The sequence below is a fragment of the Variovorax boronicumulans NBRC 103145 genome (assembly GCF_001591345.1).
GTDB lineage: Bacteria > Pseudomonadota > Gammaproteobacteria > Burkholderiales > Burkholderiaceae_C > Variovorax > Variovorax boronicumulans.
In genome coordinates this window covers 1-18,054 of sequence record NZ_BCUS01000126.1, presented here as the reverse complement: position 1 = coordinate 18,054, position 18,054 = coordinate 1, and the positions used below count along the sequence as shown (strand labels likewise).

Sequence of the window (18,054 nt, the reverse complement as noted above, 5' to 3'; positions counted from 1 at the left end):
CCGCGCACGAAGCCGGCGAGGCTGCGAGCGTCGCTCCGGCCGCGCCGCCGAAGCCCGCACCCAAGCCCGTGGTCGCCATGCGTGGCGACGACCGGCCCAGCAGCAAGAAGGCCGAAGCCGCACCGGCCGCTCGCGGCACGGGCCGCTTCGGTGATCGCCGCGACGGCGGTCGTCCTGGCGCCGGCGGCCCCGGCCGTCCGAACGACCGTGGCGGCCCGCGTCCCGATGCCCGTGGTGGCGATCGCGGCGCGCCGGGCGGTGGCCGTTTCGGCGACCGTCCGCCGCGCGAAGACCGCGGTCCGCGCCTGGGCGATGCCGCCTTCCGCGCGCAGCGCGAAGCGCTCGAGCGTGCCGACATGGCGCTGCGCAAGCTGGCCGCGCAGGCCCACGGCGAAGCGCTCACGCAGGTGCTCGGCGCCTGGGAGCAGCGCGATGCCGCCCGCCTGCCCAGCGTGCAGGAACTGGGCCGTGCCGTGACGCCGGCCGTGCGCACGCAATGGTCGCAAGCCGTGGGTGCCGCACCGACGGCCGGCGCGAGCGATGCCGCCGAAGCACTGCTGCGTCTGGAGATGGCCGCCGAAGTGCCGACGCCCGCCGAGCAACTCGACGCACGCCGCGCGCTGCAGCTCAAGCTGCTGACGAAGCGTGGCGATCCGACGCCGGCCCAGACCTGGGGTCAGGACGCCGGTAAGGTGCTCGCCGCCGCGCACGACGCCGCCACCGCGCGCCGTCTGCAGAACGCGCTGAAGGCCTTGCTGCGCAAGTAAGGCGCCAGCGCGCGTTCATGAGAAGGAGCCCGCCGCGTGCGGGCTTTTTCATGCGTGTCGATCCGTCCCGGCTCAAGGCAGCCTGGCCAGGATCTTGTCCATTTCCCCGACGGTATAGGCGCGCAGGGAGCGCGTGCGCACATTGCCCTGCATGGCGATGGCCAGACTGAATGCACAGAGCGCTTGCTCGTCCTCGGACTCCAGCACACAGACCACATCGCAGTCGCCCATGGTCCAGAAGATCTCGCGCATGTTGACGCCGAGCTTCTGGGCGGTTTCCTTGGCGGCGGCGGCGCGTTTGGTGGTTTCCTTGACGCTCTGGATGCCCTTGTCCGTGAAGCTCAGCATGCCGATATAGGTCACCATTTTCTGCTCCTGTGTTGTTATCCGCGGGGGACGAATCACATGAAGCAACGCCGCCCCCGATGGCGACGCTCCAGGTCATCGGGCGCGCAGCGGTGCTGTGGAGGGCGATGGCCGCAGCGATGCTACGCCTGGGGCCTGCAAAGGCAAGGCGCTCCCGATCAGCGCCTACTCAGGACGAGGTAGGCGGACCGCGATCGCGCGCGCAAGCAAGGAAACCAGATGTGAGGGGCGGTCAGGCCTGCGCAGGCCGAAAGAACGCATCGAAGAGAGCCAGCACCGCCGGGAAGTCCCGCGCGAAGTTCGGCCGGTTCACGAAGTAGGCCTCGCAGGCCACCGCGAAGAACTCGCTGATCGAGGTGGCACCGTAATCGTCGAGCCAGGGTGGCTCGGCGCCGAAGCGTTCGGCGAGGATGGTCTTTTCGCGGAAGTCGTCGTAGGCCGGCTGCAGCACGGCCATCCAGGCCGCGCGGGCCTCGCGCGCACTGCGCCGGCCCATGAAGCCGGCCGGCAGCGGCGGGCAGCCGTCGGCGATGCCGTTGCGCATGTCGATCTTGTGGGCGAACTCGTGGATCACGACGTTGTAGCCGCCCTCGCTGCTGACGCTGCTCGCGAGCACGTCCTGCCAGCTGAGCATGACGGGGCCCTGGTCCATCGCCTCGCCGGCGACGACCTCTTCGTATTCGTGCACGACCAGCGCGTCATCGACGACCTTGCGCGGCGCCACCACTTCGGAGGGGTGCACCACGATGCCGACGAAATCGTCGTACCAGTCGAGCCCGTCCTTCAGGTGCAGCACCGGCAGCACGGCCTGCGCCGCGATGGCCAGCGCCACCTCGTCGGTGATGACGAAGCCCTGCGTGCCGTGGAATTCCTTGTCCCGCAGGAACTCGGCCGCCAGCGTGCGCAGCCGTTGCTGCTGCGCAGGCGGCAAGGCGCCCAGGAAGGCGTAGCGCGTGAGCGTGGCGCGCCAGGCAGCGTCGGGAATCGGGGGCAGGGTGCGCAGCCGGCGCAGCCACTTGAACATCGGCGTTCGGCGTGCTTACCGCAGGTCGACGCGCTGTGCGCCGGCGGCCGACAGGCACAGCAGCTGCGCGCGCGGCGGGTGCGCGGCGGCGTCCCAGTCGCTCAGCACGATGCGACGCAGGCCGTGGCCCAGGTCGTGGACGGCGGGGCGGTGGGTGTGGCCATGGATCAGCGCGCTGGCGCCCGCGTGCTGCAGCCATTGGCGGGCAGCGTCGGCGTCCACGTCGGCCCAGAGGGTCGAGGGATCGCGCTTGCGGTCTTCGCTCTGTGCACGGATGGCGCGGGCGAGGGCGCGGCGCTCTTCCAGCGGGCGCGCGAGGAATGCGGCCTGCCATTCAGGCGTGCGCACCTGGGCGCGAAACTGGAGGTAGTCGGTGTCTTCGAGGCAGAGCGCGTCGCCATGGCTGAGCAGCCAGCGTTCGCCGTGCAGCACCAGCACCGTGGGGTCGTCGAGCAGCGTCAGGCCGCATTGCGCGGCAAAGGCCTTGCCGACGAGGAAGTCGCGGTTGCCGTGCATGAGGAACACCGGCAGGCGCTGTGCGGTGCGCTGCAGCAGCTCGGCGCACTGGGCCTCGAAGCCGGGCTGGGCGGCGGCATCGTCGCCCACCCACACCTCGAACAGGTCGCCGAGGATGACCAGCGCATCGGCCGGCGTGGTCTGCAGGTAGCCCTGCCAGGCCTCGAAGGTGGCCAGCTCGCTGGCCTGCAGGTGCAAGTCGGAAATCAGGTCGACGGTGCGCCACGCGGGCGGCGCCACCAGCTCGGAGAAAGCCGGGTTCGCCACCGGGGTCATGCCGCTGCGCCGTGCCTGAAGTGCATCACTCGACAGTGACGACTGCCTTTTCGATCACGACGTCCTCGAGGGGCACGTCGTCATGGAAGCCCTTGCGACCCGTCTTCACGGCCTTGATCTTGTCGACGACATCGGTGCCGCCCGTGACCTTGCCGAACACCGCATAGCCCCAGCCCTGGGCCGAGGGGGCGGTGTGGTTCAGGAAGCCATTGTCGGCCACGTTGATGAAGAACTGGGCGGTGGCCGAGTGCGGTGCGCTGGTGCGGGCCATCGCCACGGTGTAGTTGGCGTTCTTGAGGCCGTTGTTGGCTTCGTTCTCGATCTCGGCGCCGGTGGGCTTTTGCTTCATGCCGGGCTCGAAACCGCCGCCTTGCACCATGAAGCCGGGGATCACGCGGTGGAACACCGTGTTGTCGTAGTGGCCCTTCTTCACGTACTCGATGAAGTTGGCGGTCGACTTCGGTGCCTTCACGCCGTCGAGTTCGAGCGTGATGACGCCGTAGTTCTTGATGTGCAGTTCGACTTGGGGGGTGCTCATGAGTTAGCTCCTTCTTCGGAAACGGGATTACTTCGCCAGCGTGGCGGACTTGATGGTGAGGGTTTCGACGGGCACGTTCTGCATGCCGCCCTTGTTGCCGGTCTGCACGGCGCGGATCTTGTCGACCACGTCGGTGCCGGCGACGACCTTGCCGAACACGGTGTAGCCGTAGCCGTCGGGGTTGGGCGCGTTGAGCGAATCGTTGTTCTTCACGTTGATGAAGAACTGCGAGGTGGCCGAATTGGGGTTGCCGGTGCGGGCCATCGCGATCGTGTACTTGTCGTTCTTCAGGCCGTTGTTGGCCTCGAGCGGGATCGGCGGGCGCGTGGGCTTTTGCTGCAGGTCGGCCGTGAAGCCGCCGCCCTGGATCATGAAGCCGTCGATGACGCGGTGGAACACCGTGCCGTCGTAGTGCTTGTCCTTGACGTACTGCAGGAAGTTTTCGACCGTCTTGGGGGCCTTGGCCGCATCGAGCTCGACCACGATGTCGCCCGCCGAGGTGGCGAGCTTGACGCGCGGCGCGGCCTGCTGGGCGTGCGCGCCGGCGGCGGCGCCGAAGGCCAGGGCCGCGGCCAGTGCGAGGGCGCCGCGGCGGCTGAAACGGGAAAGTGCAGAGGTCGTCAAATGAGGCTCCGTGTGCGGGTGGAGGGGAGGGCGGTGGGCCTGCGATGGCGCAGGTTGGGAGGCAACTGTGTGCGCACCGCCGGATTGCAAGAGGCTGTTACTTGGTCGTGCGGCCCACGGGCTTGCGCACTTCGGGCGGCGCGGCCGGCAGCACGGCCGCATCGGCCGCGGCCTTGGGCGTGAAGATCTGGCGGATCAGTGCGAGCTTGGGCGCGACGCTTGCATTGGTGGTCGCGAACTGCTGGGCGCGCTGGTATTCCTGGGCCGCCAGGCGCGCGTACACGTCGCCGAGGTTTTCGTGCGCGGTGGCGTAGTTGGGGCTGAGCTTGAGCGCGGTTTCGAGCGCGGCGCGGGCCTGGTCGAATTTGCTCTGCGACGCGTACAGCGCCGCGAGGTTGTTGTAGGGCTCGGGCAGTTCCGGGAAGTCCTGCGTGAGCTGCGTGAATGCGGTGATCGCGTCGGCGGTCTTGTTCTGCTCGGTGAGGATCACGCCGCGCAGGAAGCGCATCTGCGGGTCTCGCGGCTTGCCGGCGATGTAGGTGTCGGCCTTGGCCAGCGCCTCGGCGGACTTGCCCTGGCGCAGCAGGAGGTTGACGTCGTCGTAGTCGTTGGCGTGCGCGGCAAAGCCCCACAGACCGAACAGCAGTGCAAAGGCGATGGGGAGTCTGGAGAACGCGGCGTGCTTCATGAAGCCTCGGCAGGATTGGGGGAGAGCGGGGGCCTGGAGAACACCCGGATGCTGCGCGGCGGCAGCCGTTTATACTGCGTCGCATTGTAGCCGAGGGGCCACGTCGAACCCCTCGTAGCCACGCCCCCCGTCACCCCTGAAATACACCGTTGCTCGCCCGTACCGCACGTGCGCGAATCAACGCTTTCCGAGTCCCATGAGTCTGCGCATCTACAACACGCTGTCGCGTGAATTGGAGGAATTCTCCCCCCTGCAACCTGGACAGGTTCGCATGTACGTGTGCGGCATGACGGTCTATGACCTGTGCCACATCGGCCACGCCCGCATGATGATGGCGTTCGACGTGGTGCAGCGCTGGCTGCGCGCCAGCGGCTATGCCGTGACCTACGTGCGCAACATCACCGACATCGACGACAAGATCATCGCCCGCGCGGTCCAGCGTGGCATCACCATCCGCGCGCTGACCGACGAGGTGATCGCAGCCATGCACGAGGACATCGGTGCGCTGCGCATCGAGCCGCCCACCATCGAGCCGCGCGCCACCGAATACGTGCCGCAGATGCTCGGCATCATCGAGACGCTGGAACGCAAGGGCCTGGCCTACCGCTCGGACAACGGCGACGTGAACTACGCTGTCCGCAAGTTCCCCGGCTACGGCAAGCTCTCGGGCAAGTCGCTCGACGAACTGCACGCCGGCGAGCGCGTCGCGGTGCTCGACGGCAAGCAGGACCCGCTCGACTTCGTGCTCTGGAAATCCGCCAAGCCGACCGAGCCTGACGACGCCAAGTGGGACAGCCCCTTCGGCACCGGCCGTCCGGGCTGGCACATCGAGTGCTCGGCCATGAGCTGCGCCACGCTCGGCGAGACTTTCGACATCCATGGCGGCGGCGCCGACCTGCAGTTTCCGCACCACGAGAACGAAATCGCGCAAAGCGAAGGCGCCAACGGCAAGCCGCTGTCGCGCTTCTGGGTGCACAACGGCTTCGTGCGCGTGGACAACGAGAAGATGTCCAAGAGCCTGGGCAACTTCTTCACCATCCGCGAAGTGCTGCAGAAGTACGACGCCGAGAGCCTGCGTTTCTTCCTCGTGCGCACGCATTACCGCAGCGCGCTGAACTACAGCGACGCGCACCTCGACGACGCGCGCAATTCGCTCAAGCGCCTGTACACCGCGCTCGACCTGGTGGCGCCAGGGGCCGTGGCCATCGACTGGACGCAGCCCCACGCGACGCGTTTCAAGGCGGCGATGGACGAAGACTTCGGCACGCCCGAAGCTATCGCCGTGCTGTTCGAATTGGCCGGCGAAGTCAATCGCACGAAGTCCGCAGACACCGCGGGCCTGCTCAAGGCGCTGGCCGGCACGCTCGGCTTGCTGCAAGGCGATCCGAAGGCGTTCCTGCAGGCGGGCACCACGCTCGACGAAGCCACCATCCAGTCGAAGATCGATGCACGCGCGGCGGCCAAGGCGGCGAAGAATTTCGCCGAAGCCGATCGCATTCGCCAGGAACTCCTCGAGCAGGGCATCGTGCTCAAGGATTCGCCCACGGGAACGACCTGGGCGGCTGCACAGTGAACGGAACGACGAACCCCGTACCCGCCACCCAGCAGACCAGCGTGCGCATCTACACGCCGGACTATTGGGAGGAAGCCTGCAGGCACCTGGCCAAGAAAGACCGCGTGATGAAGCGGCTCATTCCGAAGTTCGGCGAGGCCTGTCTCGAGTCGCGCGGCGACGCCTTCACCACGCTGGCGCGCAGCATCGTGGGCCAGCAGATCTCGGTGAAGGCCGCGCAGTCGACCTGGGACAAGTTCGCGGCGCTGCCGCGCAAGCTCACGCCGGCCAACGTGCTCAAGCTCAAGGTCGACGACATGCGCGGCGCCGGGCTGTCGGCGCGCAAGATCGAATACTTGGTTGACCTGGCCCTGAATTTCGATTCGGGTACCGTGCACGTCGACCGCTGGAAAGACATGTCGGACGAGCTCATCATCGAGGAGCTCGTGGCCATCCGCGGCATCAGCCGCTGGACCGCCGAGATGTTCCTCATCTTCCACCTGATGCGCCCAAACGTGCTGCCGGTCGACGACCAGGGCCTTCTCAACGGCATCAGCGTCAACTATTTTTCGGGCGACCCGGTCAGCCGCAGCGATGCCCGTGATGTCGCCGTGGCCTGGGCGCCGTATTGCAGCGTGGCGACTTGGTATATTTGGCGATCGCTGGACCCCGTGCCGGTCGTTTACTAAGGATCACCCCCAGGCTTCGCGCACTTCGTGTCGCTTCGCCAACCCCCTTCGAGGGGGGGCAACACCGCAGGCCCGGCAAAGCCGGTTCCTCGGTGTTTCTGGAATGAATGCAAAAGAGCCGGATGGCCGGTCAATTGATGAAATAAACAGGAGAAGACGTTGGCGAAACGAACCTTCCTCGACTTCGAGCAGCCCATTGCTGAACTCGAAACAAAGATCGAAGAACTGCGTTATGTACAGACCGAATCGGCGGTCGACATCTCGGAAGAAATCGATCAGCTCGGCAAGAAAAGCCAGCAACTCACCAAAGACATCTATAGCGACCTGACGCCCTGGCAGATCACCAAGATCGCGCGGCATCCGGAGCGCCCGTACACGCTCGACTACGTCAACGAAATCTTCACGGACTTCGTCGAGCTGCATGGCGACCGCCATTTCTCGGACGACCTGTCGATCGTCGGTGGCCTGGCGCGCTTCAACGGCGTGCCCTGCATGGTGCTCGGTCACCAGAAGGGCCGCGACACGAAGGAGCGCACCGCGCGCAACTTCGGCATGAGCAAGCCCGAGGGTTACCGCAAGGCGCTGCGTCTCATGAAGACGGCCGAGAAATTTAAGCTGCCGGTGTTCACCTTCGTCGATACGCCCGGCGCCTACCCCGGCATCGACGCGGAAGAGCGCGGCCAGTCGGAAGCCATCGGCCGCAACATCTTCGAGATGGCGCAGCTCGAGGTACCCATCATCGTCACCATCATCGGTGAAGGCGGTTCGGGCGGCGCGCTGGCCATTTCGGTCGGCGACCAGCTCGTGATGCTGCAGTACTCGATCTACTCGGTGATCAGCCCCGAAGGCTGCGCGTCCATTCTCTGGAAGACCAGCGACAAGGCGCAGGAAGCCGCAGATGCCCTGGGCATCACGGCGCACCGCCTGAAGGCGCTGGGCCTGGTCGACAAGATCGTCAACGAACCCGTCGGCGGCGCGCACCGCGACCATCGCCAGATGGCTGCGTTCCTCAAGCGCGCGCTCAACGACGCCTTCCGCCAGGTCAGCGACCTGAAGACGAAGGAACTGCTGGACCGCCGCTACGAGCGCCTGCAGAGCTACGGCCGGTTCAACGACACCAAGGCCGACAACAGCCGCTGAGCGGCTTTCCCTTTTCCATCATGAGCGAAGCCTTCGAACGCGCCATGGCCGCGTTCGAACCGGCGAGCCTGCCGCTGGCCGTCGGCTTCAGCGGCGGCGCGGATTCGACCGCCTTGCTCGCGGCCTGCGCGGCGCGATGGCCGGGGCAGGTGATCGCCTTTCATGTGCATCACGGGCTGCAGGCCGCGGCCGACGACTTCGAGTGGCAGTGCGCGCAGGTCTGCGAGCGGCTCGGTGTGCCGTTGGTGACGCACCGGGTCGATGCGCGGCATGCGCCGGGCGACAGCCCAGAGGATGCGGCGCGGCGCGCACGTTATGACGCGTATGCGGCCATGGCGCGTGCCGACGGGGCGCGGCCTGTGGTGTCGTCCATCGCGCTCGGGCACCATGCCGATGACCAGGTCGAGACGCTGTTGCTGGCGCTGTCCCGCGGCGCCGGCCTGCCGGGCCTGGCCGCCATGCCGGCGCATGCCGTGCGCGACGGATTGAATATTCATCGGCCGCTGCTCGCGGTGCCGGCGGCCGACATCCGCAGCTGGCTGGCGCAGCAGCAGTTGCCGTGGATCGAAGACCCGAGCAACGCCGACGCGCGCTACACCCGCAACCGCATCCGCGCCGTGCTGCTGCCTGCATTGGCAGAAGCCTTTCCCCAGTTCCGCGCCACCTTCGCGCGCAGCATCGGCCATGCGGCGCAGGCCCAGCAGCTGCTGGGCGAACTGGCGGCGCAGGACCTTGCCGCGGTGGGAGAGCCACCGCAGATCCGGCCGCTGCAGGCGCTGTCCCGCGCGCGGCAGGCCAACGTGTTGCGCCACTGGCTGATGCAGTCGCACGGCTGCGCACCGAGCGCGGCGCAGCTCGACCAGCTGCTGGACCAGGTCCGCGCCTGCACCACGCGCGGCCACCGCATCCACCTCAAGGTGGGCGCGGGCTTCGCCGAGCGCAGGGGAGAGCGGCTGCATTGGTACAATGCCCCGCCCTCGCTGAAGACTTCGCTCTGACGGCTTGCAGGGCGCCGCTTTCCAGGCGGCCCTTTATCTTTCTCTGATTTCATCCATGGCATTGATCGTTCACAAATACGGCGGCACGTCGATGGGCTCGACCGAGCGCATCCGCAATGTCGCCAAGCGCGTCGCCAAATGGGCGCGTGCGGGTCACCAGATGATCGTGGTGCCCAGCGCCATGAGCGGCGAAACCAACCGCCTGCTCGGTCTTGCCAAGGAGCTCTCCCCGGGCAAACCCGGCGTGGCCTATCACCGGGAACTCGACATGCTCGCCTCCACCGGCGAACAGGCATCGTCGGCACTGCTGGCCATGGCGCTGCAGGCCGAGGGCGTGGAGTCGGTGAGCTACGCGGGCTGGCAGGTGTCGGTGCGCACTGACAACTCGTACACCAAGGCCCGCATCGAGAGCATCGACGACGCCAAGGTGCGCGCCGACCTCGCGGCCGGCCGCGTGGTGGTCATCACCGGTTTCCAGGGCGTGGACGACGAAGGCAACATCACCACGCTGGGCCGTGGCGGCAGCGACACCTCGGCCGTGGCCATCGCAGCGGCCATGAAGGCCAGCGAGTGCCTGATCTACACCGACGTCGACGGCGTCTACACCACCGACCCGCGCGTCGAGCCCGATGCGCGCCGCCTGACCACCGTGAGCTTCGAAGAGATGCTCGAGATGGCCAGCCTCGGCTCCAAGGTGCTGCAAATCCGCTCGGTGGAATTCGCCGGCAAGTACAAGGTGCCGCTGCGTGTGCTCTCGAGCTTCACCGCATGGGACATCGACATCAATGAAGAGGCCAAGTCCGGCACGCTGATCACTTTCGAGGAAGACGAAAACATGGAACAAGCCGTCGTATCCGGCATCGCATTCAATCGCGACGAAGCCAAGATCTCGGTGCTCGGCGTGCCCGACAAGCCGGGCATCGCGTATCACATCCTCGGTGCCGTGGCAGACGCGAACATCGAAGTCGACGTGATCATCCAGAACCTCAGCAAGGACGGCAAGACCGACTTCAGCTTCACCGTACATCGCAACGAGTTCGCGCGCACGGTCGAGCTGCTCGAGTCGAAGGTGATGCCTTCGCTGGGCGCCACCGAAATCGTGGGCGACACCAAGATCTGCAAGGTCAGCATCGTGGGCATCGGCATGCGCAGCCACGTGGGTGTTGCGAGCAAGATGTTCCGTGTGTTGAGCGAAGAGGGCATCAACATCCAGATGATCTCGACCAGCGAAATCAAGACCTCGGTCGTGATCGACGAAAAATATATGGAATTGGCGGTGCGCGCACTGCATAAAGCGTTCGATCTGGACCAACCGAGCGCTTAAGTAATGGCATAATTGCGGTTGCTTTCAGGAACTGTGACCGAGTGGCCGAAGGTGCTCCCCTGCTAAGGGAGTATGGGGTGTAGAGCCTCATCGAGGGTTCGAATCCCTCCGGTTCCGCCAGGATTGGCTTCCTGATCACCTTGCAGTGATCAAACAGCCCAAAAGAGCCCCGCCAGTCGGGGCTTTTTTGCGTCTGCGCGCGACGCGACGCATGGCAGCCCCACCGAAAAGGCGAGGCGATGTCTTCAGGACGGCTGCGGTTCGAGCGCGGACAGCGTCGCGATCGGCGCTGTGCCCACATGCAGTTCGCAAGGATCGCAAGGCACCGCAATCTGCCGGCCGTCGAAACGCACCCGCACATGCGGATAGGTCGCTCCGGTGATGGTGCCGAGCCGGCCTTCGCAGACGACGCGATCGCCGCGACGGAACGACCGGCCGAACCGGAGCTTGATTTTTTCAAAACTCATTTCAGTGTCTCCTGGGTGTGCATCCGATGCTCAGCGCACCGGGTCGGATTCGAGCGGTGGCCGCACGAGGGTCGCGGCCGTGTCCTGGAGGATCAGCGCGTGATCGGGGTCGTGGCCGAGGTAGGGGCTGGTCAGCAGCTGGCCGATCAGCCGGTCGAAGTGGAACCGGACCTTGGCCGGCTCGGGGTGCGCGGCGTACAGCGCGCGCAGCATCGAGACGACGGCGCTGGTCTGCGTGGTCAGGACCTCCATGGAACCCAGGCGGCCCGCCGCTTCGAAAACTGCTTGTTGATCTGAGGGGGGCATCCGGGCCTCCTTTTTGGGGCGTTGGCATGTCCAACGCAAAAAGAGGCTGAAAGGCTTACTTCGAGGGGCTTGCTCCCCAGAATTGGTGATGTCCTGCCTTCAATTTGTGACTTATTTCACGAATTTTGGCTCACTGCCGCTGGGCAGGCGCGGAGCCCAGCACCTCGGCCAGCACCCGCAAAGCGTCGGTCGCCAGGTCCGAAAAGCGCACCGAGCAGGCCAGCATGAGGTTCAGCGGCAGCCCGAAATCCTCGATCAGCGTGCCCTCGGGGTCGCGCAAACTGCCGTCCGGGTCGCGGCCGACGACGCCTGCCGTGGCGGCGCGCTGCGCATAGGTGCCCGGCGGAACGCCGTAGGCGGCCACCGGAAGGCCCAGGGCAATGGCCACGCCGACCTCGAACACCGTGCCCGAGTCGGGCTCCAGCCCGCGAAACGGCGCGAGATTGGCAATGACGCCGTCCGCCGACCGCAGCAGCTTCATGTTTTCCTCGTAGATCCGGCGCGCGGGGTCGGGGCCGGCCGCCTTGCCGTCGAACGGCGGCACGGCCGTCATGCCGAGTGCGTCGCAGGCCAGTGCCAGCGCGGCAAAGTACTGCGCGGCGTCGGGCCGGAACACGTCGGGGCCGGCGAGGTAGACCCGTGGACGCGTGGAAGAGGAGGGCATCTGTCGAGTATGCGACCGCCCCCGGCCAGCGCCAACGGGAAGGGCTGCGGCCCGGTTGGTTACTTCTTCATCGCCTTGACTTCGGCCTTGCCCTTGCTTTCGTCGGCCTTGGCCTGTTTCACGCACGTCGACTTGGCTTCGCCCTTCTGGTCGTCGCATTTTTCCTTGGCGACGCTGTAGGCGACTTCCACCTTGGTTTCGGCCACCTTGCGGGCATTGCCGTCGCTGGGCTTCATCTTCTGGTCGAGCTCGGCCTTGGCGATCTTTTCCTTGCCCTTGGCTTCCTCGACGCAGACGTCCTTGGCGTTGTCCTTCATGGCATCGCAAGCGGCGCGGTCGGTCTTGTAGTCGGCCGAGATCTTGTCGCGGGCCGCCTTGTATTCGGCGACCGCCGGATCGACCGTGGCCGCGGGCGGCGGGTTCACTTGCGCTTGCGCCGAGACGGCCGTGAGACAGGACACGGCAACGGCGCACATCCACATGAGCTTTCTTTGCATGGTCATCTCCTTGAAGGCGCCGGCGGTTGCCTCATTGCGACAAGCGCAAGAGAACCGGCGCCCGAAAACCATCCTAGGAACCGACGGCGCGAGAGCGGTAGGACGCCTCGCGAAGCCGCCGTCAGCGCATGCTGACGCTCAGTGGCCTTCCGTTGTAGCGTGCGCGCGCATCTCGCTGCGCAGGGCGCGCTGTCCCGAGGCCAGGGCGAGCTCGTAGCTCTCGACCGGGTCGAAGGCGCAGCGAAGGACGGTGGGATGCGCACCGTCGGTGTCGGTTTCAAGCAGCCGCCAGACAAAGGATCCGGGCGCCGGCTCGTCGATGATGAGTTCGATCGGATGTGTCATGGCCCCACCATGTCCGCTCGCGTGGTGCCTGTCTGTAGGCGAAGGCCGACCGATGCTGCGCCGCGCCACCAGAACCCCCAGATCTGGTGATGGCCGCAGCGCCGCCGCGAGGGGACACTGCAGCCTCGCGCGCGAAGCCTGGGTGATGATTCGGGCATGCTTCCCACCTTGTCCGAACCGTCCTGATGTCCGCTTTCTCTCCCCAGCCCGAAGGTCCGGCGATGACGCCGCCGCCCAGCCCCGACCTGCCGGCGCCCGTGCTCATCGTCGAGGACGACGCGCTGATGCAGCGGCGCATCGTCGGCATCCTGAACCAGCTGGGCTACGGCAACGACGTGCTGGTGCTCGCCGCCACGCTGGCCGATGCGCGCATCGAACTCGCGCGGCAGTCGTTCGCGCTGGCGCTGGTCGATCTGGGCCTGCCCGACGGCAACGGCGTGGAGCTGATCGCGCAGATGAGCGCGCCGACCGGTGCGGCAATGAGCGCCGACGACGGCCCCGGCATCCTCGTGATCTCCGCCTGGAGCACCGACGACCTGATCCTCAACGCGCTGCGCGCCGGCGCCACCGGCTACGTGCTCAAGGAGCGCGACGACCTGGAGCTGCTGCTGTCGATCCGCAGCGTGCTGCGCGGCGGGGCGCCGATCGATCCGTTCATCGCGCGGCGCATCCTCGACCTCACGCAGGCGCCGCCGGCCACGCCGGGGCGCGTCGGCGAAGATGTGCTGACCGCGCGCGAACTGCAGATCCTCCAGCTGGTTGCCGAAGGCCTGACCAACCGCGAGATAGCCGAGCAGATCTTCCTGTCGCGGCACACCGTCGAATGCCACATCAAGAACATCTACCGCAAGCTCACCGTTTCCTCGCGCACGCGCGCCGTTTTCGCAGCGCGTTCGCGTGGCTTGCTGGCCTGAGCCTGTGGTGGTTGTTCGCGCACACGGCATGGGCGGCCGAAGGGTGCGCGCCGCACATCGACAGCGTGCGGGCCGTGCGCGCCACCGCCGGCGCGGGGCCTGAAGCACCGCCACCCATCGACGGCTGGCAGCCGGTGACGCTGCCCGACCACTGGGCCACGCGCTGGCCCGGCTTCGAAGGCATCGTGTGGTACCGCATCGACTGGCAGCGCCCCTGCGCGGGCCGCGACGACGCGCCGCAGCTGGGCGTGGCCTTCGACTACCTGAGCATGGCCGGCGCGATCTCGCTGAACGACAACCTGCTCTGGCGCGACGCCAGCCTGGTCGAGCCGCTGAGCCGCAGCTGGAACACGCCGCGCGTCTTCTTCCTGCCGGCCGTCGCGTTGAACCCCGGCACCAACACGCTGTGGGTGCAGGTGGTGGGCGGCAGCATGTACGGCTCGGGGCTGGGCCGCGTGGTGCTTGGGCCGGCGGTCGAGGCGGTGGCGTACCACGACGAACGCCGCCTGTTCGCGCGCGTGCTGCCCGCGGTCAACCTCGTCATCTCGATCACGCTGGGCTGCTTCTTCCTCGTGCTGTGGCTTATGCGCCGGCAGGAGGTTGCCTACGGCTGGTACGCGCTCAGCGCCATCGCCTGGCTGGTGTTCGCGAGCAACACCGTGGTCAGCACCTTGCCGTGGCCGTTCGCCTCCACCGACGCCTGGTCGCGCTGGATCACGGCCTGGATGGTCCTGTACGTGAGCTGCTTCTGCATGTTCATGTGGCACTTCGGCGGCCAGCGCTTTCCGCGCCTGAGCCGCGCACTGTGGGCCGTGGCCGCGCTGGCCGTGGCGGCGATCGCGCTGCTGCCGCAGCCTGCGCTGTCGGTCGCGACGCTGGCGGTGTTCATCGTGTATTCGCTGCTCTTCATGGCCGTGTGCGTGCAGTTCATCCTGCGCGCGCTCGACACGAAGAAGACCGAGCACCTGCTGCTGGCCCTGTGCGCCTTCGGCTTCCTGGTGGCCGCGGTGCACGACGCGCTGATGATCCTGCGCGTCATCGACGACCGCTTCGGCTACACCGTGGTCACGGCGCCGCTGATCATGATCGGCATGTCGCTGATCCTGGCGGGCGGCTTCACGCGCAGCCTGCGCCGCGTCGAGAACTTCAACGACGACCTCGCACGCGAAGTGCGCGGCGCGCGCACCGAGCTGGCCGACACGCTCAGCCGCGAACACCGGCTCGAACTCGACAACGTGCGGTTGCACGAGCGCCTGAGCGTGGCGCACGACCTGCACGACGGCCTGGGCAGTTCGCTGGTGCGCTCGATCGCGCTGGTGGAGCAGTCGGGCGAGGCGCTGCAGCGGCCGCAGTACCTGTCGATGTTCAAGTCGCTGCGCGACGACCTGCGCCAGATCATCGACACCCACAGCGGCGGCGCGGCCCCGGTGGCCGCCACGCCCACGCAATGGCTGGCGCCCATGCGCCACCGCTTCGGACGCCTGTTCGAGGAGATGGGCGTGCGCAGCCACTGGCAGACGCCCGCGGCCTGGCCCTGTGCGCTGTCCGCGCGCCAGGTGCTGGGCCTCACGCGCCTGCTCGAGGAAGCGCTGGCCAACGTGGTGAAACACAGCCGCGCGCGGACCCTGCGCGTGCAGCTGATGGCCGACGGCGAAGCGGGCGTGCTGCTGAGCGTCGAGGACGACGGCGTGGGCTTCGACGCGGTGGCCATGGCCTCGTCGATCGGCGGGCTGGGCCTGCGCAGCATGCAGGCGCGCATGGCGCGCATCGGCGGCACGCTGCAGATCGATGCGGACGATGGCGGTACGCGGCTGGCGGCGAGGGTGCAGGCACCCGTGATGGGTGCTGGCAGCGGCTGAGGCCCGCTGCGCGCGTGCTCAGCGCGCCTTGCGGAACGCACGCACCTCGGGTGCCGGGTGGTCTTCGATGTGCTGCAGCAGGAAGTCCAGAAACTCCTGCGCCGACGGCGAGAGTCCCCGGTCCTTGTTGAGCCACACCTGGAACTTGCGGCTGAGCACGGGCGTGACGAGCGGGCGGAATTCGAGCTTCTGGCGCTGCAGCAGCTCGCCCGCATACGGCAGGCAGGTGGTCACGCCCAGGCCGTGCTCGACCATGCTCAGCGCCGTCGTCAGGAAGGCCACTTCATGCGTCGGGCTGAACTCGAGTCGGCCCGGCGATGCATACAGCTCGGCACTGAGCAGCTGCGTGTATTCGCCCTGCAGCGAGATCACGGGGTAGCGGACCAGGTCGCTCCAGGCGACCCGCTGCTTCTTGGTCAGCGGATGCCCCGGGGGCAGCACCGCGAGGAAGGGCAGGGTGAACAGCGTGCGCGCCACCACGTTCGCAGGTGCGTCGCGCTCGGGACCGATGGCCAGGTCGACGTCGCCGTTGATGAGCCGGCCCAGCACGCTTTCGACCATCGAGTCCTGCAGGCGCACGCGGATGCCGGGGTACTTCCGGGCGAAGGCGGCCATGATTTCCGGCATGACCGTGCACGCCATCACCTGCGGCACCGCGATGCGCACGGTGCCGGTGCGCAGTTCGCGCAGGTCGGACACCGCATCGAGCGCCATGCCCAGGTCCTGAAGGATGCGTTCGGCCATCGGCAGGAAGACCTCGCCTGCGCTGGAAATCTGCAGCTTGCGCGTCGTGCGGTGAAGCATCTGCACGCCCAGGTTCGACTCCAGGTCCTTGATGAGGCCGCTCAGCGCCGACTGCGTGATGTGCAGCCGCAGGGCGGCCTCGGTCACGCTGCCGGCGCGGGCCACCGCGATGAAGGCGCGCAATTGGCGCAACGTGACATTCATCGGTTTATCAGATAAGTGGGAAAGAAATATCTGATTGAACCATGAATGAAGCTCGCATCCAATCGCAGCGCCATCACAACAACCACTGCCAGGAGACATCGTTCATGCCCGTTTCTCATCGCCTTGCGCGCCGCACTTTCCTTTCGCTCGCGGCCGCCGCCCTTGCTTTCGCAGGGGCCCCCGCGCAAGCGCAGGCGCAGGCCTTTCCGTCCAAGCCGATCAAGTGGATCGTCGGCTACCCCGCCGGTGGCGGCAGCGACTTCCTGGCCCGCACCATCGGCGCGCAGATGTCGGTCCAGGCCGGCCAGCCGGTGATCGTCGACAACCGCGCCGGTGCCGGCGCCATCATCGGCGCCGAGGTCACGGCCCGGTCGCCGGGCGACGGCTACACCGTGTTCACGGCCGACAACGGCGTGCTCGTGTACAACCCCGCGCTCTACAAGAAGCTGCCCTATGCCGTCGACCGCGACTTCGCGATGCTCGGCCTGATGGCGCGTACGCCGCTGGTGCTGGTGGCGGCGCCTTCGACGAACCTCAAGACCATCGGCGCCCTGATGGAACAGCTCAAGAGCAAGCCGGGCACGCTGTCGTACGCCTCGCCGGGCAACGGCAGCCCGCACCACCTGGCGATGGAGCTGTTCCTCAGCCGCAGCGGCCTGTCGACGATGCATGTGCCGTACCGCGGCGCCGCGCCCGCGCTGCAGGACGTGATGGGCGGGCAGGTGCCGCTGATGGTGGTGGACACCTCGTCGGGGCTCAGCGCCATCCAGTCGGGCAAGGTCATTCCACTGATGGCGTTCAGCGCCAAGCGCCTGCCGATCCTGCCCGCCGTGCCCACGGTGGGCGAGCAGGGCTTCAAGGATTCGGAGGCCTACGCGTGGCAAGGGCTGGTGGTGCCCGCCAGCACGCCCGCCGCCATCCAGGAGCGCCTTTCGAAGGAGATGCAGGCGGCGGTGGGCAACGAGAGCGTGCGCAAGAAGCTTCAGGAAGGCGGCTGGGAGCCGGTGCCGAGCGACAGCGTGCTGATGAAGACCTATGCCTTCGCAGAGACGAAGAAGTGGCACGCGCTGATCCGTGAGCGCGGCATCTCGCTGGACTGACGACGCCGCCTCGTGAGGGGGCGGGCCGCGATGCGGCGGCGGTGTTGTAGCCTGTCGCCCCATGGATTCCCTCATCGCCGCCTCCGCGCGCGCGCTCGCTGCCGGCGACGCGCTGGGTGCTCTCAAGCGCGTGGCCCTGCGCGACGACCCGCCGGCGCTCGCGCTGCGCGGCATCGCCATGGCCCAGCTCGGCGAGCACCCGCGTGCGCGCGAGCTGCTGCGGCGTGCCGCAAGCGGCTTCGGATCACACGAAGAACTGGCGCGCGCACGTTGCGTCGTCGCCGAGGCCGAGGTGGCACTGGCGATGCGCGACCTGGGCGGTTCGCCGCGCGCGCTGACCGCGGCGGCGGCCACGCTCGAAGCCCGGGACGACCTGGCCAATGCGCTGCAGGCGCGGCTCATCGCGGCACGCCGGCTGCTGCTGCTCGGCCGGCTCGACGAGGCCGCCGCCG

Annotated in this window: 20 protein-coding genes, 1 tRNA gene and 2 pseudogenes; 11 read left to right on the top strand and 12 right to left on the bottom strand. The window is 67.4% G+C overall.

Going from position 1 to position 18,054, the window contains the following annotated elements:
- Window positions 1-767, top strand: a pseudogene (locus VBO01S_RS32820) (DUF349 domain-containing protein); the annotation flags it as partial.
- 72 nt (window positions 768-839) lie between these two features.
- Here VBO01S_RS32820 and VBO01S_RS26370 read toward each other — a convergent pair.
- The 6 genes from VBO01S_RS26370 to VBO01S_RS26345 all read right to left on the bottom strand — a co-directional run bounded on the left by VBO01S_RS26370 (window position 840) and on the right by VBO01S_RS26345 (window position 4,799).
- Entirely contained in the window at window positions 840-1,133 is a 294-nt protein-coding gene (locus VBO01S_RS26370; RefSeq protein ID WP_062480955.1) for a GYD domain-containing protein, read from the bottom strand.
- Window positions 1,134-1,365: 232 nt separating this feature from the next.
- Window positions 1,366-2,157 carry a M90 family metallopeptidase gene (locus VBO01S_RS26365; protein ID WP_062480953.1) on the bottom strand — a complete coding sequence of 264 codons (792 nt, stop codon included), beginning with the start codon at window positions 2,155-2,157 and terminating at the stop codon, window positions 1,366-1,368.
- A gap of 15 nt (window positions 2,158-2,172) precedes the next feature.
- Window positions 2,173-2,949, bottom strand: coding sequence for a UDP-2,3-diacylglucosamine diphosphatase (locus VBO01S_RS26360; RefSeq protein ID WP_062480951.1), 777 nt, complete (start codon window positions 2,947-2,949; stop codon window positions 2,173-2,175).
- A gap of 25 nt (window positions 2,950-2,974) precedes the next feature.
- Window positions 2,975-3,487 carry a peptidylprolyl isomerase gene (locus VBO01S_RS26355; protein WP_062480950.1) on the bottom strand — a complete coding sequence of 171 codons (513 nt, stop codon included), beginning with the start codon at window positions 3,485-3,487 and terminating at the stop codon, window positions 2,975-2,977.
- 27 nt (window positions 3,488-3,514) lie between these two features.
- On the bottom strand, window positions 3,515-4,111 hold the full coding sequence (locus VBO01S_RS26350; protein ID WP_082818298.1) for a peptidylprolyl isomerase: 597 nt from the start codon (window positions 4,109-4,111) through the stop codon (window positions 3,515-3,517).
- A 97-nt stretch (window positions 4,112-4,208) separates the two neighbouring features.
- Entirely contained in the window at window positions 4,209-4,799 is a 591-nt protein-coding gene (locus VBO01S_RS26345; protein ID WP_062480948.1) for a tetratricopeptide repeat protein, read from the bottom strand.
- A 196-nt stretch (window positions 4,800-4,995) separates the two neighbouring features.
- Here VBO01S_RS26345 and cysS point away from each other — a divergent pair, with 196 nt between their 5' ends.
- The 6 genes from cysS to VBO01S_RS26315 all read left to right on the top strand — a co-directional run bounded on the left by cysS (window position 4,996) and on the right by VBO01S_RS26315 (window position 10,622).
- Entirely contained in the window at window positions 4,996-6,372 is a 1,377-nt protein-coding gene (cysS, locus tag VBO01S_RS26340; RefSeq protein ID WP_062480946.1) for a cysteine--tRNA ligase, read from the top strand.
- Window positions 6,369-7,040: a DNA-3-methyladenine glycosylase family protein gene (locus tag VBO01S_RS26335; RefSeq protein ID WP_062480943.1), complete on the top strand. Its 672-nt coding sequence runs from the start codon at window positions 6,369-6,371 to the stop codon at window positions 7,038-7,040. The genes cysS and VBO01S_RS26335 overlap by 4 nt, the downstream gene beginning before the upstream one ends.
- Before the next feature lie 159 nt (window positions 7,041-7,199).
- Complete coding sequence (locus tag VBO01S_RS26330; RefSeq protein WP_056582036.1) at window positions 7,200-8,180, top strand: acetyl-CoA carboxylase carboxyltransferase subunit alpha; 981 nt, start codon at window positions 7,200-7,202, stop codon at window positions 8,178-8,180.
- A 20-nt stretch (window positions 8,181-8,200) separates the two neighbouring features.
- On the top strand, window positions 8,201-9,178 hold the full coding sequence (gene tilS / locus VBO01S_RS26325) for a tRNA lysidine(34) synthetase TilS (RefSeq protein ID WP_062480942.1): 978 nt from the start codon (window positions 8,201-8,203) through the stop codon (window positions 9,176-9,178).
- Between the two features lie 55 nt (window positions 9,179-9,233).
- Window positions 9,234-10,502: an aspartate kinase gene (locus VBO01S_RS26320; protein WP_062480939.1), complete on the top strand. Its 1,269-nt coding sequence runs from the start codon at window positions 9,234-9,236 to the stop codon at window positions 10,500-10,502.
- A 27-nt stretch (window positions 10,503-10,529) separates the two neighbouring features.
- Window positions 10,530-10,622, top strand: a tRNA-Ser gene (locus VBO01S_RS26315).
- A 125-nt stretch (window positions 10,623-10,747) separates the two neighbouring features.
- Here VBO01S_RS26315 and VBO01S_RS26310 read toward each other — a convergent pair.
- The 5 genes from VBO01S_RS26310 to VBO01S_RS26290 all read right to left on the bottom strand — a co-directional run bounded on the left by VBO01S_RS26310 (window position 10,748) and on the right by VBO01S_RS26290 (window position 12,781).
- Window positions 10,748-10,969, bottom strand: coding sequence for a hypothetical protein (locus tag VBO01S_RS26310; protein WP_062480937.1), 222 nt, complete (start codon window positions 10,967-10,969; stop codon window positions 10,748-10,750).
- A gap of 30 nt (window positions 10,970-10,999) precedes the next feature.
- Entirely contained in the window at window positions 11,000-11,275 is a 276-nt protein-coding gene (locus tag VBO01S_RS26305) for a hypothetical protein (RefSeq protein WP_062480935.1), read from the bottom strand.
- A 130-nt stretch (window positions 11,276-11,405) separates the two neighbouring features.
- On the bottom strand, window positions 11,406-11,939 hold the full coding sequence (locus VBO01S_RS26300) for a nucleoside 2-deoxyribosyltransferase (RefSeq protein ID WP_062480933.1): 534 nt from the start codon (window positions 11,937-11,939) through the stop codon (window positions 11,406-11,408).
- 59 nt (window positions 11,940-11,998) lie between these two features.
- A complete protein-coding gene (locus VBO01S_RS26295) occupies window positions 11,999-12,436 on the bottom strand; it encodes a hypothetical protein (RefSeq protein WP_062480959.1) in 438 nt (145 codons plus the stop codon).
- 138 nt (window positions 12,437-12,574) lie between these two features.
- The gene (locus VBO01S_RS26290; RefSeq protein WP_062480931.1) at window positions 12,575-12,781 is read right to left on the bottom strand and encodes a hypothetical protein; all 207 of its coding nucleotides are present in this window, start codon (window positions 12,779-12,781) and stop codon (window positions 12,575-12,577) included.
- Window positions 12,782-12,966: 185 nt separating this feature from the next.
- Here VBO01S_RS26290 and VBO01S_RS26285 point away from each other — a divergent pair, with 185 nt between their 5' ends.
- Window positions 12,967-13,695: a LuxR C-terminal-related transcriptional regulator gene (locus VBO01S_RS26285; RefSeq protein WP_255221204.1), complete on the top strand. Its 729-nt coding sequence runs from the start codon at window positions 12,967-12,969 to the stop codon at window positions 13,693-13,695.
- 11 nt (window positions 13,696-13,706) lie between these two features.
- A complete protein-coding gene (locus tag VBO01S_RS26280; RefSeq protein ID WP_062480927.1) occupies window positions 13,707-15,554 on the top strand; it encodes a sensor histidine kinase in 1,848 nt (615 codons plus the stop codon).
- An 18-nt stretch (window positions 15,555-15,572) separates the two neighbouring features.
- Here VBO01S_RS26280 and VBO01S_RS26275 read toward each other — a convergent pair whose 3' ends face one another.
- Entirely contained in the window at window positions 15,573-16,502 is a 930-nt protein-coding gene (locus VBO01S_RS26275; protein WP_062480925.1) for a LysR family transcriptional regulator, read from the bottom strand.
- A 104-nt stretch (window positions 16,503-16,606) separates the two neighbouring features.
- On the opposite strand from VBO01S_RS26275, the gene VBO01S_RS26270 reads away from it, so the two are divergent.
- Together VBO01S_RS26270 and VBO01S_RS26265 are read left to right on the top strand one after the other, a co-directional pair.
- Complete coding sequence (locus VBO01S_RS26270) at window positions 16,607-17,602, top strand: Bug family tripartite tricarboxylate transporter substrate binding protein (protein ID WP_062480957.1); 996 nt, start codon at window positions 16,607-16,609, stop codon at window positions 17,600-17,602.
- A 61-nt stretch (window positions 17,603-17,663) separates the two neighbouring features.
- Window positions 17,664-18,054 (top strand): annotated as a pseudogene (locus tag VBO01S_RS26265) (helix-turn-helix domain-containing protein); the annotation flags it as partial.